Below are 22,605 nucleotides of genomic sequence, written 5' to 3' on the forward strand. Positions count from 1 at the left end.
TTTAGAGAAACGAGGCTTGGATGCCTGATCAGACCAAGAGCTAACCTGGGGAAGCGTAACGCGCGACATAGGCAGCCGTGCGTGCTTCCGTTGGGCGGTCGAGCACATCCCCGGCAGTTCCCTGCTCGATGATAACTCCACCGTCGATGAAGACGACCCAGTCCGACACTTCTTTCGCAAAGGGCAGCTCATGGGTGACCAGGATCATCGTCATGCCGTCGGCGGCCAGTTCCCGCATGACGCGGAGAACCTCGCCGGTCGATTCAGGATCGAGCGCCGACGTCGGCTCGTCGAACAGCAACACCGTTGGTTCCAGCGCCAAAGCGCGTGCGATCGCCACACGCTGCTGCTCGCCGCCCGACATCTGTTCCGGATAAGCCATCGCCCGTTTGGCAAGGCCTACTCTCGTCAGTAGTTTCACGGCTCGTTCCACAGCCTCTCTCTCGCCGATCCCGGCTGCGTGCATCTGAGCGAGAACGACATTCTCCACGGCTGTCAGATGCGGGAACAGATTGAAGCGCTGAAACACCATGCCGACGCGCTGCCGAAGCTTTGCAAGGTTGCGGCAGGTCACCTGGCCGTCGGCGAAGATCGTTTCATCGCCGATGGTGATCGTTCCCTCATCGGGACGTTCAAGCAGGTTGACGCAGCGCATGAGCGTGGTCTTTCCTCCGCCGCTCTGGCCAATGATGCTGACGATTTTGCCGGCGGGAACCTCAAGATCGACGCGGTCGAGCACCAAGCGCCCATCGAAAGACTTGCGCAATCCGCTAATTTTGACGGCGGGGCGGCCGATCGGCTGGTTTGACACGAAGGCAGTTTTGGCAGGAGTGGTCGTCATGGGTCAGACTCTCCCCTCGGCGAGATAGGATCTGGCTAATTTGAGTCGTCGCCTTCTGGCCAATGACAATGGCACACCGGCATGGATCTTGCGCTCCAGCAGAAGCAGACATTGTGACACCGGGTAGCAGATGGCGAAATAGGCCGCGGAGATCACGAGATATACCTCAAGCGCCCGGAATGTTTCCGAGGCTATCAACTGTGCCTGCGTCATCAGCTCGGCAGCGGAGATCGTCACGAGCAGCGACGTCGATTTGATCAGGTCGACGAACATCGTGTTCGTGCCGGGAAGGGCCAACCGCACCGCCTGCGGCAGGACGACATGGCTGAACGTCTTGCCGCGCCCCAGCCCGAGAGCTTGAGACGCCTCTTGCTGGCCTTGGTGTACGCCGGCGATCGCTGCCCGAAAGATCTCGGACAGATAAGCGGCGTAGAAGAGCACCAAGCTCAACACTCCGGCCTCGAAAACCTCCAGCCTGATGCCTACGGAAGGCAGGCCGAAGTAGGTGAGAAAAATGATCGCCAGAAGCGGTACGTTTTTAAAGAGTTCGGTGTAGAAGGCCGCAGGGACGCGGACCAGGCGCAGCCGGTTGAGCCGCATCAGCGCAAGGGCAAGACCAAGGATCGTCGCGCCGATGAAGCTGGCCAGGGTGTAGCCGAGGGTCCTGAGCAGACCCACGGCAATGTTTCCGACGTAGTCATTCCAGGGAACCTGGAAAATATCGGTGAAGGATGACAACGCCGTCATGCTTCCATCTCACTTCTCGATGGAGGGCGGGTTCCAGTCGGCGGGACGGTCAACGCCGCGCCGCTGTGCCGCCATTTCGGGCGATGGAACCAGGAACTGCTTGGGATCACCGCCCCATCTCGTGATCAACGCTGCAAGGGATCCGTCCTTGTACATGGCGTCAATCTGATCGGACACAGCCTTGGCTAGCTTTGGCGACTGCTTGGGAAGGTAGAATCCGGTCATGTAGGCCTGAAAATACTTGTAATCGGGGTGCGCGGCCACCTGTTCGTTTGTCGGCGGCTTCAGATATTCGATGCGGACCTTCATGTCGGGGCGCTGCTGTTGTTGATAGGTGATCAGCAGCGGGTCGAGAAAGCCGACGTCCAGACGCCCGGAAGAAATATCCTGGAACACACCCTCGGCGCTCGGGAAGGTATGGGGTGAGGCGTCAGGGACCTGCGCGATCGATTTCGCCCAGACATACCCCGTCACAGTGCCGAGGTTCTTGCCTTCGAGGCTCGCAACATCCGGAAAGCTCGTCGTGCCGCTCACGGCCATGGCCGGCGGCGAATAATACGGCGGATCCGTAAACAGGCCGACCTTCTGGCGGGCGTCTGACCATGCAATTCCGCCAATGGTTATGTCAGCCCGTTGCGTCTGGACAGAAGCCAGCATGCCTGGAAAGTCGGTGACGTTGATTTCCATCTTGAGGCCGAGCTTATCGGCGACGGCCGTCAGGATGTCGCTGTCGAGGCCGACGAGTTTTCCATCCTTGACCGCCGTATAGGGCATGTAAGGCTGGACCGTAACGACGAGGGTGCCCGGCTTCATCAGCTCCAGATCGTCGGCATTGGCCGCGGACGGCACGGCCGTCGCCAACAACCCCAAACTCAGGATTGTCAAGGCAAGCATCCCATTCGCCTGTGCTTTTTTCGTCAATTCAGCATGTTTCATTTGAACCCCTCTTTGTGGTTATATATTGCTGATATATTGAGGATATGCAGACATGATATGAAGTCAAGCGGATTCGTTAAGCGCCTTTTTTCTATGCGGAATGGCGTTTAGATATGCGGAAATGGACAGAGAGAGGAACGCGCTGAATATGTTCGAAGTGGATTACGAAGCGGTGGAGTCAACGCTGGCGGAGCGGACATACATTCGGCTGCGCGACGATATCATTACGACATTGCTTCCTCCGGGCACGCTTTTGCGGGAAGCCGAGCTCATGAAACGCATGGAAGTCGGGCGCACGCCGGTCCGGGAGGCGCTTCAGCGTCTGCAATATGACGGTTTCGTTGTCGTCAGCGCGCGCCGCGGCACATTTGTCAGTAAGATCGATATCAATGACCTTACCGCGGTCTACGAGGCACGGGCACGGATCGAATCCTGGGCGACTCGACTGGCTGCGGAAAGGCTGCGCGAGTTCGAGCGGCAAGAAGCACGGCAACTGATCGACGAGCTCAAGCAGACAACCGGTCCGATGGCGTTGGAAGACATCCTTGCTTTAGATCGCCGGATTCATCGCTTCATTTACAAAGTGGCGAAAAACCCTTTCCTCTCCGACACGCTGGATCACTACCACAATCTGTCGCTGAGAATCCTCTACGTCGCCATGAAGCGGTTTCCGACACTGGTACCGCGTCTCGAGGACGTCTTGCATGATCAGGTCCTCATGCTTGAGGCCGTATGCAGAGGTGATGCAGATGAGGCTGAAAGGATCGCAATGGCTCACGTCATGAGCTTCGAGAGCGAGGTCCGAAAGGTAATCTGAATTCGGCTCTTGGAATTGGGTGCAGCTTTAGCTGAATGAAGATATTTCCGGCAAATGAGCCGTTCGAATCGCGCGGTGCAAGTGGAAGCGGCATCGATACTTGCCTGCATTCCACATTTCAGTCAGAGGCCGGCGTGAGCCGGCACTCTTGAATCGATGAAAACCAGGATCAATCCTTGGCGCGTTCGACGTAGGAATTGTCTTCGGTGGCGATGACGACGCGGGTGCCGGCATCGATATGCGGCGGCACCATGGTGCGAATGCCGTTGGAGAGCATGGCCGGCTTGTAGGAAGAGGAAGCCGTCTGGCCCTTCACGACCGGTTCCGTCTCGGTGATTTCGAGCGTGACGTGGCGTGGCAATTCGAGCGCCAGCGGAATGCCTTCATGAATCGACAGGATGCAGGTCATGCCTTCCTGGAGATAGGCCTTCTGGTCGCCCATGGTTTCCTGGCTGACGACCACCTGGTCGTAGGTCGCCGGGTTCATGAAGTGAAAGCCTTCGCCGTCCTCATAGAGGTACTGGAAGTTCACGTCTTCGACGAAGGCTCGCTCGACCTGCTCGGTGGTGCGCCAGCGCTCGGAAACCTTCACGCCATCGACGATGCGGCGCATGTCGACCTGGGTAACCGGCGTGCCCTTGCCCGGATGAAAATTCTGGGCGGTGAGAACGACGTAGAGCTTGCCGTCGACATCGAGAACGTTGCCCTTGCGGACCGAAGAGGCGATGACCTTGACCATAAGACTTCCTTGTAACTCGGCTTTCGGCGTCGTAGAGGACTGTCGAAACGCCCTGAAGACGCAAATATTTTTCTTTGGGGGCGCAACTAACCTAAAATCCGGGAAATAGCCACCCCCATACCGGCTTCTCCGGCGAAGAAAGCTTGGAATGAACCCTTCGGCCAAAGCGTCCCCCTGGTGGGCCCCGTCCGTGCATGCCGACCGCCGACCGTTCCTGATCGGGCGCAATGCGATCCAGGCGGCATTGCGCGGGTTTTTCGCGCGCGAGGATTTCATCGAAGTGGATACCGCGGTGCTGCAGGTATCGCCGGGCAACGAGGCGCATCTGCATGCCTTCGCCACCGAAGCGCTGACGACGGATGGGCAAAGGGCGCCCTTCTACCTGCACACCTCGCCGGAATTTGCCTGCAAGAAGCTGCTTGCGGCAGGTGAGCAGCGCATCTCGTGTTTTGCCCATGTCTACCGCAACCGCGAGCGCGGGCCGCTGCATCATCCCGAATTCACCATGCTCGAATGGTATCGGACCGGCGAAAGTTACGAGAGCCTGATGATGGATTGCGTGCGGATTCTGGCGCTCGCCGCCGAGACGGTGAAGACCGACAAGCTTGGCTATCGCGGTGCGGCGAGCGATCCTTTCGCCGGGCCGGAACGCCTGAGCGTCGCCGAAGCGTTTGGACGCCACGCCGGCATCGATCTTCTCGCCTCTGTCGCCGCCGACGGTTCGACCGATCGAGCACATCTGGCGGCCGAGCTCAGGCGCGTCGGCATGCGTGTTGCCGATGACGATGGCTGGGCCGATCTCTTCAGCCGGGTGCTGGTCGAAAAGATCGAGCCGCATCTCGGCTTCGGCCGCATCACCATTCTCGACGAATATCCGGTCTCTGAGGCGGCCCTTGCCCGCCCATCAGCCCGCGACCCGCGTGTTGCCGAGCGTTTCGAGCTCTATGCCTGCGGCGTCGAGCTCGCCAACGGCTTCGGCGAGCTCACCAACGTCCCCGAACAGAAGCGGCGGTTCGAGATCGAGATGGCCGAGAAGATGCGGGTTTATGGTGAGACCTACCCGATCGACGAGGATTTCCTGGCGGCCCTTTCGTCGATGCCCGAGGCAAGCGGCATTGCGCTCGGTTTCGACCGGCTGGTCATGCTGGCGACGGGGGCCTCGCGCATCGATCAGGTGCTCTGGGCGCCGGTTGCGGAGTATGGGCGATGAACGCCGTCAAACCGATCAAGACAGTCGATGATCTTCTGCAGGCAGGGCTGGCCACGCCCGGCGACCGTGCCATGTTGGACGCGGTAGCCGCACGTTACGCGATCGCGCTGACGCCGGTTGTGGCGAGGCTGATCGATCGCGCCGATCCTGATGATCCGATCGCACGGCAATTCGTGCCCGATCCGGCCGAGTTGACGGCCGCAACCGGGGAACGCGCCGATCCGATCGGTGATCATGCCCATAGCCCCGTCGAAGGCATCGTCCACCGCTACCCCGATCGCGTATTGCTCAAAGCTGTGCATATCTGCCCCGTCTATTGCCGTTTCTGCTTCCGGCGCGAAATGGTCGGGCCGCAGGGCCTCGGCACGCTCGATGCCGTCGCAATGCAGGCAGCCTTCGATTACGTAGCCGACCATCAGGAGATCTGGGAGGTCATCCTCACCGGCGGCGATCCGCTGGTGCTTTCCGCGCGCCGGCTCCGCGACATCATGGAGGCGCTGGCGGCAATCGCGCATGTCAAGATCGTACGCTTCCACACCCGCGTTCCCGTGGTCGATCCCGAAAAGATCGATGCAGCGCTGATCGATGCCCTGAAGGCGAGCGGCAAGACGGTCTATGTGGCGCTGCATGCCAATCATCCGACGGAATTGACAAGGGAAGCGCGCGCGGCTTGCGCCCGCCTGGTCGATGCCGGCATCGCCATGGTCAGCCAGTCGGTGCTGTTGAAAGGCGTCAATGACGACCCCGACGTGCTTGCCGAGCTGATGAAGGCCTTCGTCGAGATCCGCGTCAAACCCTATTACCTGCACCATCCGGATTTCGCACCCGGTACCAGCCATTTCAGATTGACGATCGACGAGGGGCAGCAGATCGTCGCGGCGCTGCGCGGACGGATTTCCGGGCTTTGCCAGCCGGCCTACATCCTCGATATCCCCGGCGGGCACGGCAAGGCCGTCATCAGCCAAAGCGTTATCCGGGCAACAGGCAAGGGATGTTATTCCGTCTCGGACTATCGCGGCGGCGAGCATTCCTATCCCCCCGCCGGTTGACGCAAAATGGCGCTTTGCGTGTCATTTTTGTACTCGTCGTGTGCCACAGCGCCGCAAGCTTCGTCGTCGAAGTTCTATTAAATTGTTGATGTAGAATTGTAATTTCTGCTGCACCCGGGCCGATCGCTAAAATCCTAACTGTGAGTGCTAATCATATTTAACCCAACAAATTAGCGGAATGTTCTGTTTTCCCCACTAAAAGAACGCTCATGACAAGGCGATGAAACGCCGGTTCGGGATCATGAGAATCTTGGAGTGATGGGATGAATACGACAATCCGCGACCTCGTAGCCAAATTCGGCAAGCTTCCGACGTCGATCGACCAAATTGCCGACGATGCCGATCTTTATGCAGCAGGTCTGACGTCCTTTGCTTCGGTGCAGCTGATGCTCGGCATTGAAGAGGCCTTCGACATCGAATTTCCCGACAATCTGTTGAACCGCAAATCCTTCGCGAGCATCGCGGCGATCGCCAAAACTGTCGATCTCATCCGGGATGGCCGGAAGGTCGCCTGATGAATTTCCCCGTCAGGATCATGCAGGACGGTCTTGCCGCCAGGGTGGCTCGCGTCGCCGAAATCGCGGCCAAACATGCCGATGCCGTCGACGCCGAGGGCCGTTTCCCACGCGAAGCCGTAGACGCCATGAAGGCCGAGAGGCTGCTCGGCATTCAGGTGCCGCACCATCTCGGCGGTGAATCGGCCTCGATCACCGAGATCGCCGAATTGTGCTCGATGCTCGGCCAGGCTTGCGCGGCAAGCGCCATGGTTTTTGCCATGCACCACATCAAGCTGTCGAGCCTTGTCGAACACGGCAGCGACAGCGAATGGCATTGCCATTTCATGCGCAATATTGCTGGCGAGCAACTGCTGATCGCCTCCGCCACCACCGAGGGCGGGATCGGCGGCAACCTGCGCAACAGTATTTGCGCGGTCGAAGTCGACGGCGATATCTGCAGCCTCGAAAAGGATGCCACCGTCATTTCCTACGGTTCGCATGCTGACGCCATCCTCATCACTTCGCGCGCCCACCCGCAGGCGGCGTCCTCCGATCAGGTGCTGACAGCCTTCCTCAAGGACCAGTACACGCTCGAAAAGACCCACGTCTGGAACACGCTCGGCATGCGCGGCACCTGCTCCGACGGCTTTCTCTTCAAGGGACAGGCACCGGCCCATCAGATCCTGCCGAAGCCATTTGCCGAGATTGCTGCGCAATCCATGCTCGCCTCGTCGCATCTGTTGTGGAGCGGCGTCTGGTATGGCATCGCGGTCGATGCGGTCGCGCGGGCCCAGTCCTTCGTGCGCGCCGCCGCCCGCAAGGCGCCTGATGCCCAGCCGCCCGGCGCGCTGCGTCTCGCCGAGGTTTCCAACCTTCTGCAAATGGTCAAATCCAACGTGGTTGCCGGCCTGAAGGCTTATGAACATGCCAAGGCCGATCCCGACAGGTTGTCGTCGATGGGCTTTGCCGTGGCGATGAACAACGTCAAGATCGCCTCTTCCGAGACGATCCTGGAGATCGTCAACCATGCTATGCTGATCTGCGGCATCATGGGCTACAAGAACGGTACGCCCTTCAGCCTCGGACGGCACTTGCGCGACGCCCATTCCGCACAGCTCATGATCTCGAACGACCGCATCCTCGGCAATACGTCGAGCATGCTTCTGGTCCATAAGCAGGACACTAGCCTACTGGGGTAACAGTCATGGATATGCAGACTTCGTTTCTCGACCGGCTTTTCGAAGCCGGCCTGCTGATCGATACCGGCATCGACGGGCTCTATGGCCGCAGCGGCCAGTTCGAAGAGGTGATCGCTGCCTTCGAGCGCCTTATCGACAAGGTCGGCGGCGCCGATGGTGCGGAAGCCATGCGCTTTCCTCCCGGCATGAACCGTGCCTTCTTCGAAAAAAGCGGCTACATGAAGAGCTTCCCGCAGCTGGCGGGCACCGTGCACAGCTTCTGCGGCAGCGAACTCGACCATGTCAGCCTGCTGCAATGCATGGAAGTCGGCGAGGACTGGACGAAGGGGCAGGAAGCCACCGACATCGTGCTGACGCCGGCTGCCTGCTATCCGCTCTACCCGACAGTCGCCAAGCGCGGCAATCTGCCGAAGACCGGCGGCCTCTTCGACCTGCAATCCTACTGCTTCCGCCACGAACCGTCGAAGGATCCGGCCCGCCAGCAGCTCTTCCGCATGCGCGAATATGTCTGCATGGGCAGCGAGCAGCACGTCACCGATTTCCGCCAGCGCTGGATGGATCGCGGCGTCGAGATGATGAAGGCGGTCGGTCTCGAGGTAACGATCGATATCGCCAACGATCCGTTCTTCGGCCGCGCCGGCAAGATGCTCGTCAACAATCAGCGCGACCAGAACCTGAAATTCGAACTGCTGATCCCGATCACCTCGGCCGCCAATCCCACCGCCTGCATGAGCTTCAACTATCATCAGGACGCATTCGGCACGAAATGGGGCCTCAACCTCGAAGACGGCAGCGTTGCGCACACGGCCTGTGTCGGCTTCGGGCTCGAGCGCATCGCGCTTGCCCTGTTCCACCATCACGGGCTCGACGTGAAGCAATGGCCGGCCAATGTGCGGAAAGCGCTGTGGGGCTGAGCTACTCGATGACATCGGTATTCCCGGGGACCAGCCCGGAAACCTATCGGCAGCACGCGCTGCATTCCAGCGAGCGCGCCTGGCCGGAAACCAATTGTTACGTCGACCTGTGGATCGAGGTGCTGGCGACGTCGGGGGCAGCACCCGAGGCGATGCTCGGTTTCACCCTGGCGCAGGATTTCGAAGGCGACCAGTTCACCTTCTTCAAGGTGCCACTCGAGGATCTCGAGACGCTTTATGGCATCCGCGCGACCGAGCTTGCCATCTATGACCGGGTCGAGCGGCATGTCGAAGTGCAGATCGCCCGGAGCCGTCTCTGCCTCATCGAGATGGATTCCTTCTATATGCCGGATACGCGCGGCACCGCCTACCGGCAGGAGCACGGCAAGACCACGGTTGCCATCAACCGGCTGGACGTTGCGGCAAAACGGGTCGAGTATTTCCACAATGCCGGCTATTTCCACCTCGAAGGCGAGGATTTCGACGGGCTGTTCCAGCTGCAGCTGACGGAGAACGACCCGCCGTTCCTGCCTTATGCGGAATTTGCGCGATTCCCGGAAAAGCCCGCCGACGAAGCGCACCTGCGCGCGACCGCACGGCGGCTTGCCGGGGTTCATTTCAACAGGCGGCCCAGCGAAAATCCTATCCGCGCCTTCGCCGCCGTCTTTCCGCAACAGGTGGAAGCGGTGGCTGAGCGGCCGTTCGGCTTCTTTCACAAATATGCCTTCAATACGCTTCGCCAGGTCGGCGCCAATTTCGAGCTGGCGGCCGATTACCTGGCGTGGCTCTCCGCGGATGAATTCGCCGGCGCCGCCGCCCATGCCAGGCGGATTTCGGACGCTGCGAAATCCGTGCAGTTCCAGCTTGCCCGCGCCGTTGCCCGCCGGAAGTTCGAACCGCTGCAGGCAGCCCTTGATCCGGCCGCCGATGCGTGGGATTTGATGATGGCATCGCTTGCAGAGCGAATCTGAGGCCGGAGATCAGACCATGCGGGGGCGTTTGGCAAGCATCGGAGCCGAGGAAAGCTTGCTTTCCGAAGGCTGGAACCTGGTCCTGACGGAACCGGATGCCTGTGCGGTGCCGCACGACATTCCGCTCTCCGCGCAGTTCATTCCCGCACCCGTTCCCGGCACCGTCGCCGCCGCACTCGAAAGAGCCGGGCTCTTCGACCGGGAAAATCCGGAGCCGCTGAACACCAGGGACGCCTGGTATCTCTGCCGCCTCTTCGATGCCGAGCCCGGCGACGCGATCTTGCGTTTCGAGGGGCTGGCGACGCTGTGCCATGTTTTCCTGAACGGCCAGGAGATCCTCTTTTCCGAAAGCATGTTTACGGCGCACGAGATTCCGGTGACGCTTTCGGGCGGCGACGAGCTGGCGCTCTGCTTCCGGGCGCTCGGCCCGCGTCTGTCGGAGCCCGGCCCCCGCGCGCGCTGGCGGCCGCAGATGATCACGCCGCCGGGCTTGAAAAATTTCCGCACGACGCTGCTCGGTCATATGCCGGGCTGGTGTCCCGATATCCACGCGGTCGGCCCATGGCGGCCGATATCGCTGGTGCGGCGCAATCCCGTCTCGCTCGACAATGTCTCCATCCGCGCTGTCTTGGATGAGAGCGGCGTCGGCCGGCTCAGCGTTTCCCTGCACAATAATGCCGACAATCCTTCGATGCTGCTGCGCTGCGGCGGGATGGAACAGCCGTTCGAGAAGGTGGGCGACCATCATTACTCGGCTATCCTCAAGCTTGCCGACATCGAAGCCTGGTGGCCACATACGCATGGCGTTCCCCGTCTCTACGAATTGACGCTTGTTTCCGACGGCGCCGACTACTCGCTCGGCAGCACCGGCTTCCGGCGCATTGAGGTCGAGCGCGGCGTTGACGGCGATGACTTCGCGCTTCTCGTCAATGGCGAGCGCGTCTTTTGCCGCGGCGCGGTGTGGACGACAGCGGATATCGCGCGCCTGCCGGGGGGACGAGCGGACTACGAACCGTTCCTGCGGCTTGCCGCCGAAGCCGGCATGAACATGATCCGTATCGGCGGCACGATGACCTATGAGACGCCGGATTTCTTTGCGCTCTGCGACGAACTCGGCCTGCTCGTGTGGCAGGACTTCATGTTCGCCAATTTTGACTATCCGCGCAACGACAAGACCTTTCTCGGTCACGTGCACGCCGAGGTCGAGGAAATGCTGCACGGCGTTCAGGCATCGCCTTCGCTGGCGGTGCTCTGCGGCGGCAGCGAGATCCACCAGCAAGCGGCCATGCTCGGCCTGCCGATGGAATTCTGGAGCGGGCCGATCACCGATGAGATCATCCCGGCAATCATTGCGCGCATGCGTCCCGACGTGCCCTATGTCCCGAACTCGCCCTATGGCGGCGCACTGCCTTTTTCGCCGAACGCCGGTGTCGCGCATTATTACGGCGTCGGCGCTTATATGCGGCCGATTGCCGACGCCCGCCGCGCCGAGGTGCGGTTTGCCTCCGAAAGCCTCGCCTTTGCGCATGTGCCGCAGCAGAGGACGCTGCATCGTCATCTTGATGTGCCGGCCGTCCACAGTCCGCTCTGGAAGGCGCGCGTGCCGCGCGACCGCAGCGCATCGTGGGATTTCGAGGACGTTCGCGACTTCTATCTGGAGCTCTTTTACGGCTTCGATCCGGCCCGGTTGCGCCGCGAAGATCCGGAACGTTATCTCGATCTCTCCCGCGCAGTCACCGGCGAGGTGCTCGAGGAAACCTTTGCCGAATGGCGGCGCAAAGGCTCCGGCTGCAGCGGCGCGCTCGTCTGGACGCTGCAGGACCTGCTGCCCGGCCCCGGCTGGGGTGTGATCGACTCAACCGGCGAGCCAAAGCCGGTCTGGTATGCGATGCGCCGTGCCTTCCGGCCGGTTCAGACTGTGTTTACCGATGAGGGAACCAACGGCCTCGATGTGCATGTCGTCAACGAGACCGAAGCTGCACTCGACGTGGAGCTCGAAGTCTTCTGCCTGCGCGACGGCAAGCAACAGGTCGTCAGCGGCAATACTGGCTTCAAGCTGGCGGCAAGGAGCGTGGAACGTTTTGCCTCCACCGCGCTCTTCGGCGCCTTCTTCGATACGACCTATGCCTTCCGCTTCGGCCCGCCGGCGCATGATGTGAGCGTGGCGCGACTGCGCTCACTCGCCGACGGCGCCATTCTTGCCGAAGGCTTCCACTTCCCCTCGGGACGCGGCAAAGCGCTTCACGATGCGGGCATCGAGGCATCGCTCGGCAAGGTTGGCGAAGATTGGTTCGTCGATCTCAGGACCGACCGGCTGGCGCAATCCGTGCATATCGACGTCGAAGGCTATCGGGCCGAGGATGATTGGTTTCATCTCGCTCCCGGTGCGGCGCGGCGCGTGCGGCTCCATAGGCTGCCCGGCACGGACAGTCCGCCGGCCGGCGACATCAGAAATCTCGGCAGTTCACATCGCCTCATGCTTCAGAGCTGATACCCCGCCAACGACAAAGCCGATGCATTGAGAGAGATCCGTGATTTGAGAACGATATACCGATTTCTGCGTGCCCATGCCCTGCAGCGGCTGATTCCACGCTCACGTGTCGCCTTCAATCCGCGCAAGCCGGTGGAAATCGCCGGCTATCTCTCGATGGCCGTCGGCGTCGGCGAGTCGGCACGGCTGTGCGCCGATGCGCTTGCCGCAGCGGGACGGGCGATATCGCTTTCGGACGTCAGCACGCATCCCGACGAAACATCCTTTGCGGCATGGAGGCCCTTGTCTCCGTCCACTGAAACACCGGGAAGCCGCATCTGGCATCTCAATCCGCCGATGCTGCCGCGCGCCATTCTGAAGAAGGGCGTGGCGAATTTCTCCCGGACCTTCAATATCGGCTATTTCGCCTGGGAGCTCGAAGCCGTCCCGGCGGAGTGGCGCAACGCGATGCGTTACATGAACGCCGTCTTCGTGCCTTCGGAATTCACCCGCCGCGCGATCGCGCCGCTGACCGCCGCACCCGTTATCGTGGTTCCGCATCCGGTCACCGAGAAGCCGGCCGCGGACGGCATGCGCGAGAAATTCGGAATCGAGAAGGACGCCTTTCTGGTCAGCTTCATCTTCAGTGCCGGCTCTTCGATCAACCGGAAGAATCCGCAGGCCGTCGTCGAAGCCTTCAGGATATTCGCCGCCGAAGTCCCAAGCGCCGTCCTGTTGATGAAGGCCAGTGGCGACATCGTCAGGGATCAGGGCCTGGGCGACCTGGTCGCCTCGGTCAAGGACGACAGCCGGATCAGGATCGTCACCGACAAGCTGTCGAATTCCGAGATCAACGGCCTTATCCGCTCGTCGGACGCCTATCTTTCACTGCATCGTTCGGAAGGCTTCGGGCTGACCGTTGCCGAAGCGATCATGCAGCTTACGCCGGTCATATCCACCGCATGGTCGGGCACGGCGGATTTCTGCGATCCGGACAATACATGGCTGGTCGACTCTCCGCTCATTCCGGTTGTCGACACCCATCCTGAATTTGCCGGGCTCGAAAACGCGGTCTGGGCGGATCCTTCTCCCCGGGCGGCGGCCGCCCACCTCAGGGAAATCTTACTTGCCCCCGAGCGGGCGCGCGATAAGGCGGAGAAAGCACGGGAATTCCTGCTGCGCTACCTCGCCGAGAACAGCTACGAGAAGGCACTTCACAGGCTGGCGGGGCTGCAAACCAACTAAGCTGAGGTCGCCACTCCGCTTTATTTTAATATTTTCGCATTAGAGATGGCGGGTGTGCGGCTTAGAGCATGTCACGCAGAACAGTGCAGCGATTTTGCCACATGCGGGAAAACAAAGAGCTAAAGCGCGTGGCGCGCGCTTCAGGCGATCCTGACGGATGGACAGATGTCGAAGGGTATTATCGCGAATTCGGTGATGAATGCGGCGGCGGGCATGCTGCTGCTGCTGACGGGCTTCGTTTCGTCGATCATAACCGCGCGGCTGCTGGGACCGGAAGCCAACGGCATCGTCGCCTTCTCGCTCTGGCTGGTGGTGACCGGCGCCTCGATCGCCGAGCTCGGCTCCAGCATCACGCTCCTGAAGACGCTGCCGCAGCTGTCGGCGGAAGGTTACGACGCACACCGCCGGCGGGGTTTTGCCGCCATTCTCGTCAGCTTCATGATGTTTTCGACCGTCGTGCTGCTGGCCCTCTACGCGCTGTTTTTCCTGACCTCCGAGGAGATGCACTGGGCCGAGACCGCGCCGTCCGTCGCGCTGGTCACCGGCATTCTGTTCTTCGTCCAGGCGATCGGATCCTTTGTCAAATTCTACCTGATCGGAGAGAAGAAGCTCGGCGCCTTCTTCCGGCTGACCGTCGTCGTCTCGATCGTCCAGCTTGCCGGCGTCGCTGTCGGTGCCGTCCTCTATGGCGTCCAGGGTGTTCTCATCGGTTACGCGCTCGGCCAGCTTGTCCTGTTTTTTGCCACGCTGCCCATCCTGCTTGCACGGCGCGACTGGTGCGGCGTGTCGCTGAAATACCTCGCCTCCTCCTCCGTCATCCTTTCGCTCCAGTTCATCATCGATTCCATCTTCCTCAACCGGCTCGAACTGCTGTTTTTGCAGCAGTTCTGGTCGGTGGAGATGGTCGGCTATTATGCAGTCGGCCTGTCGATCGCCAATATCGCATTGCAACTGCCGATCCAGATGACCGGCAGCCTGCTGCCCTATTACTCCGAACGGCGGCACAACAGCGACGATTCGACCTTGCCGGTCGAGGTCTTTGCCTCAGTCACCCGCAGCATGGCCTATATTGTGCTGCCGATGAGCCTCGGGCTTGCGGCGATCTCCAGCGAGCTGGTGCTGGTCGTGTTCGGCGAAGCGTTCGGCCGCAGCGGCACGGTGGTGGCGCTGCTGGCGCTGGTGGCGCCCGCCTATACCTTCATGCAGATTCTCAGCCTCTACCTCTTATCGATGGACAGAGCCCGAGCCCGCCTGAAAATCAGTGTGATAGGTGGCCTGGTGATGGTAGCGGGTTGTTTACTGATCGTTCCTAGGCTGGCGGCCGAGGGCGCCGCGCTGGTGCGCATCCTCGTCTTCGTTGCAATGTCGGTGATGATGATAAGACAAACAGGATTCGGATCTCAGCTTTCGGGTCTCTACAGAAGCCTGACGAAGGTGACGCTCGCCTCCGTGCTATGCGCCTGCGGAGCCATTTCCGTACTGGAATTTGTCCATGGTCCGGCCGGACTGGTCGGCGCGATCGTCGCCGGCACGTTCTGCTATTTCGCAGCGCTGCGGGTGCTGCGCGCCGTGCCGGCCGAAGATGTCGACGTCATGCGCTCCATTCTCGACAAGATGCCGTCCGCGCTGCGCAAGCCGGTCGGCCACGCCATCAATTTCATTGCGCCGGCGCTTCCCGGCGACCCCGATCGCGCCAAGGTCGCTCCCGGCGAGTTCTCGCTCGAACCGGCCGAAGGAGCTGGACGCAGCGCTGCGCTGCCTGTCGTCTTCGACGGTACGATCGGCCTGTTCATGCCCGAGAATGCCCGGGTGAAGAAGCGTTCGGCCGCCGTGCTCTTCGTCAGCCCCTGGGGTTTCGAGGAGATGTGCAGCCGCAAGTTTTTCCGCGTTGCGGCCGAGCATTTTTCGGATATTGGCGTGCCGAGCCTGCGCTTCGACTATCGCGGCACCGGCGATGCGCTGGATTTCGACGCGCTGCCGGCAAGGCTGGAAACCTGGGAAAATTCGATCCGCGCGGCGGCCGCCAAGCTGAAGACGCTCTCCGGCTGCGACCGTATTGTTCTCATCGGACAGGGCCTCGGCGCAACCCTTGCTCAGCGCATCGGTGCCTCGATCGACGGCGTGGACGGACTCGTCATGCTGGCGCCGGTGCTGAGTGGCCGGGCCTATCTACGCGAACTCAACATGTGGTCGAAGATCATCGATGCCGATCTCGGCCTCGGCAAGGAGCATGTCCAGACCGCCAAGGTGCAGATCGCCGGGCTCGTCATGCCCGAGGAGATCGCCGGCGAGCTCGGCAAGCTCAACATCGCCTCGCCGCGGGGTTTGGCGGCGTCCCGCTATCTGATCCTCGAACGTCCGGCCAAGGCCGACGATACCGGCTTTGCCGATGCGCTGAAGGCTCTTGGCGCCGAGGTCGAGCAGAGGGCTTTCGAAGGTTATGACGAACTCGTCACCAATCCGCTCTTCGCCAAGACGCCGATGGCTGTCGTCGCGCAGCTGACGACCTGGCTGGAGGGGGCCACGGTGGAGACGTCCGACGCCCCTTCGCCGGCAGAAATCGAGAACCCGCCGCTGGCAGGCGATGGGTTTGTCGAAATGCCTGTCCGTTTCGGAAGCTATGATCACCTGGTCGGCGTCGTCAGCCGGCCGCCCGGCGAGATCAAGGGCAGTGCCGTACTCTTCCTGTCGACGGCCTATGACCGGCATGCCGGCTGGGGCCGGACGACGGTTGATATGGCACGAGAGCTTGCACGCCAGGGCGTGGTTTCGCTGCGCTTCGATTCCGCTAATGTCGGCGACAGTCCGCCGCGGCCTGATGCGCCGGAGCAGGTGCTCTATTCCGATACGCAGACCGCCGATGCGGTCGCCTCGCTCGATCTGCTCGAAGGCATCGCCGCCGGCCCTGTGATGGTGGCCGGCCGATGCAGTGGCGGCTATGTCGCCTTCCGCGCCGGCGTCGCCGACGAGCGGCTGAAGGCCGTCGTTTCGATCAATCCCTTCGTCTATTACTGGGATCCGAAGATACCGGTGCGTAAGGAACACGTCGTCTCCGTTCCCCGCAGCCTCGATGATTACGGCCAGCGCCTGGCGCGGCTCGATACGCTAAAGCGGCTGCTGCGCGGCCAGGTGGATGTCGTCTCTGCGCTGCAGAACATGGTCATCGCTGCCGGCCGCCGCTTGTCGCCCTGGGTGGCGCCGCTGCTCGAACTGCTGCCTGACCGGCGTCATATCGCCCGCGAAGTCCGGCAGTCCTTCGCCCAGTTCGGCAGGCGCAAGGTGCCATTGACGCTGATCTACAGCGAAGGTGATGTCGGCCTCGATCACGTCTATTTCCACTTCGGACCGCGCGGCGCCAAGCTTTCCCGCTATCCGAACGTGCGGCTGCTGATGCTGCCGGATGCCGATCATAATTTGACGCCGCCGCAATCACGCAGGTTCGTGCTCGATGAGATCATCCGTCTCGCCAGAGCGTGACGGGATTTCAGGCTGGCAGGCTCAGATCCGCTCGCCAGCAACGACGTTCAGTGATCCATAGAGATCGATATAACGCCGGGCGACGATATCCCAGGAATAGCCGCGCACGGCGTCGACAAGCTCGGCGCGGACGACATCCGGTTGGCGCGCGAGCGTTTCATAGGCCGCTTCGATCATTGTCACGGCGGTCTCCGGATGGGTGAAATCGGCCAGCCTGATGACGGGATGCCGGCCGGCAAGCGTTGTAAAGGCGTCATTGGCATTCAGCACCGGCAGCAGGCCGGCGCTCATCGCCTCCAGCGCCACCAGGCCGAAACCTTCATACTCCGAGGCGGAGGCAAACAGCGAAGCCTCGGCCATGATGCGCCGGATGGCACCGTTGTCGGGAGAGACGTGCAGGGTGACGCGGCCGGAAAGGTTGCGGCCTTCGATGGCGGCTTCGACATCGGTCCGGCTCAGGTCGGATTCGGCGCCGACTATATCGAGATGCCATTCCGCATCGCGGCTCTGCAATACGGTCATCACGTCGAGCAGATGGTCCAGCCGCTTGTTCACCGAGAAGCGGCCGATGGTGACGATGCGGCGCCTTGGCCGCTGCGACGCGGTATCGGCGAACTTGCCGATATCGGCGCCGTTCTCGATCAGCATGCTGTCCGGCACGATCGCGGAAAACTGCTTGAGATCGGAGGCGCTGCAGCATACGACGCGCCTGTAGGCCAGTGCCGAAGCGCGGGTCAGCGTGCGGAACCAGATCTTCTTGATCGCCGCGTATTTGCGGGTGTGGAAGAAGCCGCCATGGGTGGTGACGATCATCGGCTTGCGATGCAGCGGCCGGCCCCAGGCGAGCGCGTCGAAGAAGAAGTCGATGGCATGGACATGCACGAGATCGGCATCGGCGAGATGGCGGAAAACCTCCGGCGCCAGCGGATAACGGCTGCTGCCCGACCACGGAATGCGCACCACCTCGATGCCGTCGATGTCTTCGCGCGCCGGAAGTTTATTCTTCGGTGCAGTAAACAGCGAATCGAGTGTTACGACGCGAATGCGATAACCGCACCGGACGGTTTGGCGGGCAAGATTGGCGACCACATCTTCCAGGCCGCCGCGATTTGGCAAAAACTGGCGCACGACATGGACGATCAGCGGCGCCGTTTCCAGCTGCGGCCTCTCGTGCACCCTGTCTGCCTCCATGATCGCCATTCTCCACCTATCGCTGCCCACGCCACCTCCTGTCGAGGCGGCCTTGTTATAGCAACGATGAGATATCTCAGGCGTTAACCCGCAGTTTCGGCGAGGTTCGGACAGGCGATTCTTCGCGAAAGGGTTAACCGCCTCTGACGGAAATGCTCTTTTTGTTTCACGCAATTCCCGGCAAAAGCGCTGCACACTTTTGCTGGAATTGCTTAGAACGCCTTGAAGGTCAACGTCGTCAGCGATCGGACGATGCCGGGAATATTGGCAATGTTGTCGTTGATGAACTTGCCGATATCCTGGCCTTCCTCAATGTAGACCTTCAGCAGCAGATCGTAGTCGCCGCTGGTGGAATAGAGCTCCGAAACCAGTTCGGTCTGGTAGATGGCATCGGCAACCTCATAGGTTTTGCCGGGGGCGCATTGGAGCTGGACGAAGATCGGCTTCATGGGATTTCCTGCAGAGGTTGTTTGACCGATATAATGGTCGAAAGCGCCATGGCGATGCAAGCCGTTCCTCACGCAGTCGGATTGGCGGCGGCTTCCGCGACGATCCAATCGCGAAAGGCGGCAAGCGGCGCATAGTCGGCGCGCTCGCGCGGAAAGGCGAGATAGTAGCGCTCGCGGCTCTCCATCTCCAGATCGACGGCGGCGACGAGATCGCCGCGCTTGAGTTCCTCCTGCATCAGGAATGTCGGCAACAGAGCGACCCCGAGACCGGCGATCGCCGCCTGTGCGGCGGTGGCGAACTGGTCGAAGAGCATGCCATCCACGCTTTCGAAGGAAACGCCGTTGCCGGCGAACCACTGCTCCCAGGCATCAGGGCGGGTCGTCAGATGCAGAAGCGGAACGGACAGTAGATCCTGCGGCCCGGCGATCGTGTATCGCTTGAGAAAGTCAGGGCTGCAGGCCGGCACCGTGCGCTCCGACATCAGCAAGGTCAGTTCCGCGCCCGGCCACTGCGGATGGCCGAAATGGATCGCGGCATCGATCGAATCGAGGCGGAAATCGAAGGGTGAAAGCCGGGTCGCCAGATTGATGGTCACACCGGGATTGGCGGCGAGGAAGCGCCCGAGCCGCGGCGCCAGCCAGCGCGTGCCGAAGGTTGGCAGGATGGCGAGATTGAGCGTGCCGCCATGCGGATTGGCGCGCAGGTTCAAAGAAGCGCTGGATATCCGCCGCAACGCCTCGCGGATTTCGCGGGCATAACTGTCGCCGGCCAGCGTCAGCCGCATGGTCTGGCGTTCGCGCAGGAAGAGCTCGACGCCGAGCTGCTCTTCCAGCGCGCTCACCTGGCGGCTGACGGCGCTCTGCGTCAGATCCAGCTCGCGTGCTGCCGCCGTGACGCTGCCGGTGCGGGCGACCGCCTCGAAGGCGGCGAGATGTGAAATCGACGGCAGAAAACGTCTTGAGCCAAGCATGATCATTCCATTTCAGAATGAGCTATTTCCGAAATAGCGATATTTCGGGCTTCGCAGCAATTGTAAAGAGTTTCATCCTGCAAGAACGGAATGAGCCGGAGTTTTCAAGATGCCGCAAACCTTCGTTTCCACTGACCGCATCCGTTCGCTTTTCACCGAGGCGATGTCGCAGATGTACCGGACGGAGGTGCCGCAATACGGTACGCTGATCGAACTGGTCGCCGATGTGAATGCCGGCTGCCTCGAACGCGATCCGGATCTGCGCGAGCGTTTGGTTCGCGCCGGCGAGCTCGAACGCATCGATGTCGAGCGTCACGGCGCCATTCGCCTCGGCACGGCGGATGAACTCTTCACCATCCGCCGGCTGTTCGCGGTCATGGGCATGCAGGCGGTCGGCTACTACGATCTTTCCGTTGCCGGCGTGCCGGTCCACTCCACCTGCTTCCGGCCGATCGACGAGGCCGCACTCAACATCAATCCGTTCCGCGTCTTCACCTCGCTGCTGCGATTGGAACTGATTGAAGATGAAGGGCTGCGCAACGAAGCAGAGGCCATTTTGGCAAAGCGGCGCATCTATACGCCGCGCGCCGTCGCGCTGATCGAGCGCCACGAGCAGAATGGCGGTCTGACGGAAGCGGAAGCAACGGAATTCGTCGCCGAGGCGCTCGAGACCTTCCGTTGGCACGGCGAGGCGACGGTCGGCGCCGAAACCTACAAGCGCCTGCACGACGCCCATCGGCTGATCGCCGACGTCGTCAGCTTCAAAGGCCCGCATATCAATCATCTGACGCCGCGCACGCTCGATATCGACGCGGTCCAGGCTCGCATGCCGGAACGCGGCATCACGCCGAAGGCCGTTATCGAAGGGCCGCCGCGCCGTCAATGCGATATCCTGCTGCGGCAGACGAGCTTCAAGGCGCTCGAGGAAGCGATCGCCTTTGCCGGCGAGGCGGAAGCAGTTCAAGGGACGCATACCGCCCGTTTCGGCGAGATTGAACAGCGTGGCGTGGCGCTGACGGCCAAGGGCCGGGCGCTCTATGACCGGCTGCTCGCCTCGGTTCGCGGCGAGGTGCAGGTCGGCGCCGGCGGCGCCAAGGCCGGCGCCTACGATCAGGAACTCGCCGAGCGTTTCAGGGCGCTGCCGGACAGCTGGGACGAGCTGCGCAGGCAGGGCCTGGCCTTCTTCCGTTATTCCGCCACATCAGCGGGCATTGCCGCCGCGGTCAACGGCGCGCTGGCTGGCGATCCGGAAACGCTGATAGCCAGGGGTCACCTTGCCTTCTCGCCGATCGTCTACGAAGACTTCCTGCCGGTCAGCGCGGCCGGCATCTTCCAGTCGAATCTCGGCACCGATCAGCAGCAGAACTATGTGACGTGCTCGAACCGCGACGCCTTCGAGGCCGCACTCGGCGCAACCGTTCAAGACGAGCTCGCGCTTTATGCCGAGCGCCAGGCCGCATCGCTGGATGCAGCGATGGAAGCGCTCGGCCTTGCGGGCCTGCAGTTGAAGACGGTTGCGTGAAATCCTCGCTTCAACGCTTCATCATATGGGTTAAACTACCGCGATTTCGTTCCGATCGGACTGAACCATGCTGAATGATCCGCGCTCCCACGGCCTCTGGGAAAAGACCGCAGCCGAACCGCCTGTTACCTCGCCTCTGGCAGGCGCGGTATCTGCCGATGTCGTCATCGTTGGCGGCGGTTACACCGGCCTCTCCTCTGCCCTGCATCTTGCCGAAGCCGGCTCGAAGGTGGTGCTGCTGGAGGCAAGAGAGATCGGTTTCGGCGGCGCGGGACGCAATGTCGGCCTGATCAATGCCGGCATGTGGGTGATGCCCGACGATCTGCCCGGCGTGCTCGGCCCGCTGCACGGCGAACGCCTGCTCGAGCTGCTCGGCAATGCGCCGAAGCTGGTCATGGAACTGATCGATAGGCATAGCATTGCCTGCGAACTCGAACGCAACGGCACGCTGCACTGCGCGGTCGGCGCGGAGGGGCTGAAGGAAATCGAAGCGCGCGCGGCGCAATGGTCGGCGCGCGGCGCGCCCGTGACGCTGCTCGATGCGGTGGAGACGGCGAAACGCATCGGCAGCGACGCCTATACCGGTTCACTGCTCGACATGCGCGCCGGAACGCTGCAGCCGCTGGCCTATGCGCGCGGCCTTGCCCATGCCGCTGTCAAGGCGGGTGTCGCGATCCATACGTCGAGCCCCGTCACCGCAACGGAGCGCAACGGCAGCCGCTGGACCGTGAAAACGGAAAACGGCGCGGTCAGCGCGGACTGGATCATCGTCGCGACCGATGCCTACAGCACCGGCCCCTTCGAGCAGGTGCGCAACGAACAGGTCTATCTGCCCTATTTCAACTTCGCCACCGTGCCGCTCGGCCACAATCTACGCCAGTCGATCCTGCCGGGGCGGGAAGGTGCGTGGGATACCAAGGACATTCTCTCCTCCTTTCGCATGGACCGGGCCGGGCGTCTCGTTTTCGGCAGTGTTGGAGCGCTGCGCAATACCGGGCTTGCCGTGCACAAGGGCTGGGCCAAGCGCGCCCTGAAGCGGCTCTTCCCCATGATCGGCGAGGTCGAATTCGAATGCGAATGGTACGGCCAGATCGGCATGACCGACAATGCACTGCCGCGCTTTCATAAATTCGCGCCCGGCGTGGTGGGCTTTTCGGGTTATAATGGCCGCGGCATTGCCCCCGGCACGGTTTTCGGCCGGACACTGGCCGAGCATATTCTCGGCCGGCTGTCGGAAGCAGATCTGCCGCTGCCCCTGACCGCGCCCACCGAACCGAGCTTCCGGGCGCTTAGGGAACTATGGTACGAAGCCGGCGCTCAGGTCGCCCACTTCGCCGATGCCCGCTTTTGAGAACCGACA

Annotated in this window: 19 protein-coding genes; 12 read left to right on the top strand and 7 right to left on the bottom strand. The window is 61.7% G+C overall.

The genetic code is table 11. The annotated features are described in order from the left end of the window. Positions 1-40 precede the first annotated feature (40 nt). Genes J2J99_RS21530 through J2J99_RS21540 form a run of 3 tightly spaced genes read right to left on the bottom strand, consistent with a single transcriptional unit; the run spans position 41 to position 2,524 of the window. Positions 41-841 (bottom strand): amino acid ABC transporter ATP-binding protein, encoded by an 801-nt coding sequence (locus tag J2J99_RS21530; protein WP_168295053.1) that lies wholly within the window; start codon positions 839-841, stop codon positions 41-43. Between the two features lie 3 nt (positions 842-844). After that, positions 845-1,588: an amino acid ABC transporter permease gene (locus tag J2J99_RS21535; protein ID WP_168295054.1), complete on the bottom strand. Its 744-nt coding sequence runs from the start codon at positions 1,586-1,588 to the stop codon at positions 845-847. Between the two features lie 9 nt (positions 1,589-1,597). Next, positions 1,598-2,524, bottom strand: a complete 927-nt coding sequence (locus J2J99_RS21540; RefSeq protein ID WP_168295055.1) for a substrate-binding periplasmic protein — start codon at positions 2,522-2,524, stop codon at positions 1,598-1,600. A 148-nt stretch (positions 2,525-2,672) separates the two neighbouring features. On the opposite strand from J2J99_RS21540, the gene J2J99_RS21545 reads away from it, so the two are divergent. Further along, the gene (locus J2J99_RS21545) at positions 2,673-3,341 is read left to right on the top strand and encodes a GntR family transcriptional regulator (RefSeq protein WP_168295056.1); all 669 of its coding nucleotides are present in this window, start codon (positions 2,673-2,675) and stop codon (positions 3,339-3,341) included. Positions 3,342-3,510: 169 nt separating this feature from the next. Here the strand turns inward: J2J99_RS21545 and efp are convergent, their stop codons facing one another. Next, positions 3,511-4,080, bottom strand: coding sequence for an elongation factor P (gene efp, locus J2J99_RS21550; RefSeq protein WP_064708087.1), 570 nt, complete (start codon positions 4,078-4,080; stop codon positions 3,511-3,513). Positions 4,081-4,228: 148 nt separating this feature from the next. Between efp and epmA the strand changes: the two genes are divergently transcribed. From epmA to J2J99_RS21595, 9 genes are all read left to right on the top strand, one after another. After that, positions 4,229-5,290 (top strand): EF-P lysine aminoacylase EpmA, encoded by a 1,062-nt coding sequence (gene epmA / locus J2J99_RS21555; protein WP_168295057.1) that lies wholly within the window; start codon positions 4,229-4,231, stop codon positions 5,288-5,290. Continuing rightward, a complete protein-coding gene (locus tag J2J99_RS21560; RefSeq protein ID WP_168295058.1) occupies positions 5,287-6,339 on the top strand; it encodes a lysine-2,3-aminomutase-like protein in 1,053 nt (350 codons plus the stop codon). The genes epmA and J2J99_RS21560 overlap by 4 nt, the downstream gene beginning before the upstream one ends. A 263-nt stretch (positions 6,340-6,602) precedes the next feature. Next, the gene (locus tag J2J99_RS21565; protein WP_168295059.1) at positions 6,603-6,854 is read left to right on the top strand and encodes an acyl carrier protein; all 252 of its coding nucleotides are present in this window, start codon (positions 6,603-6,605) and stop codon (positions 6,852-6,854) included. Beyond that, entirely contained in the window at positions 6,854-8,035 is a 1,182-nt protein-coding gene (locus J2J99_RS21570) for an acyl-CoA dehydrogenase family protein (protein ID WP_168295060.1), read from the top strand. The genes J2J99_RS21565 and J2J99_RS21570 overlap by 1 nt, the downstream gene beginning before the upstream one ends. 5 nt (positions 8,036-8,040) lie before the next feature. Beyond that, entirely contained in the window at positions 8,041-8,949 is a 909-nt protein-coding gene (locus J2J99_RS21575) for an amino acid--[acyl-carrier-protein] ligase (protein WP_168295061.1), read from the top strand. Positions 8,950-8,957: 8 nt separating this feature from the next. Beyond that, complete coding sequence (locus J2J99_RS21580) at positions 8,958-9,920, top strand: DUF1839 family protein (RefSeq protein WP_168295062.1); 963 nt, start codon at positions 8,958-8,960, stop codon at positions 9,918-9,920. A gap of 16 nt (positions 9,921-9,936) precedes the next feature. Continuing rightward, complete coding sequence (locus tag J2J99_RS21585) at positions 9,937-12,411, top strand: glycoside hydrolase family 2 protein (protein ID WP_168295063.1); 2,475 nt, start codon at positions 9,937-9,939, stop codon at positions 12,409-12,411. Between the two features lie 45 nt (positions 12,412-12,456). Further along, a complete protein-coding gene (locus J2J99_RS21590) occupies positions 12,457-13,635 on the top strand; it encodes a glycosyltransferase family 4 protein (protein WP_168295064.1) in 1,179 nt (392 codons plus the stop codon). Between the two features lie 165 nt (positions 13,636-13,800). After that, a complete protein-coding gene (locus J2J99_RS21595) occupies positions 13,801-17,112 on the top strand; it encodes an alpha/beta fold hydrolase (protein ID WP_168295065.1) in 3,312 nt (1,103 codons plus the stop codon). A 21-nt stretch (positions 17,113-17,133) separates the two neighbouring features. Here the strand turns inward: J2J99_RS21595 and J2J99_RS21600 are convergent, their stop codons facing one another. The 3 genes from J2J99_RS21600 to J2J99_RS21610 all read right to left on the bottom strand — a co-directional run bounded on the left by J2J99_RS21600 (position 17,134) and on the right by J2J99_RS21610 (position 19,729). Then, entirely contained in the window at positions 17,134-18,312 is a 1,179-nt protein-coding gene (locus J2J99_RS21600; protein ID WP_168295180.1) for a glycosyltransferase family 4 protein, read from the bottom strand. Between the two features lie 203 nt (positions 18,313-18,515). Beyond that, on the bottom strand, positions 18,516-18,752 hold the full coding sequence (locus J2J99_RS21605) for an Lrp/AsnC ligand binding domain-containing protein (protein WP_003567502.1): 237 nt from the start codon (positions 18,750-18,752) through the stop codon (positions 18,516-18,518). Positions 18,753-18,820: 68 nt separating this feature from the next. Then, complete coding sequence (locus J2J99_RS21610; RefSeq protein ID WP_168295066.1) at positions 18,821-19,729, bottom strand: LysR family transcriptional regulator; 909 nt, start codon at positions 19,727-19,729, stop codon at positions 18,821-18,823. A 103-nt stretch (positions 19,730-19,832) separates the two neighbouring features. Here J2J99_RS21610 and hglS point away from each other — a divergent pair, with 103 nt between their 5' ends. Together hglS and J2J99_RS21620 are read left to right on the top strand one after the other, a co-directional pair. Beyond that, the gene (gene hglS, locus J2J99_RS21615; protein WP_168295067.1) at positions 19,833-21,245 is read left to right on the top strand and encodes a 2-oxoadipate dioxygenase/decarboxylase HglS; all 1,413 of its coding nucleotides are present in this window, start codon (positions 19,833-19,835) and stop codon (positions 21,243-21,245) included. A gap of 67 nt (positions 21,246-21,312) precedes the next feature. After that, a complete protein-coding gene (locus tag J2J99_RS21620) occupies positions 21,313-22,596 on the top strand; it encodes an NAD(P)/FAD-dependent oxidoreductase (protein ID WP_168295068.1) in 1,284 nt (427 codons plus the stop codon). Positions 22,597-22,605: the final 9 nt, after the last annotated feature.

It is taken from the genome of Rhizobium binae (assembly GCF_017357225.1).
Taxonomy (GTDB): Bacteria; Pseudomonadota; Alphaproteobacteria; order Rhizobiales; family Rhizobiaceae; genus Rhizobium; species Rhizobium binae.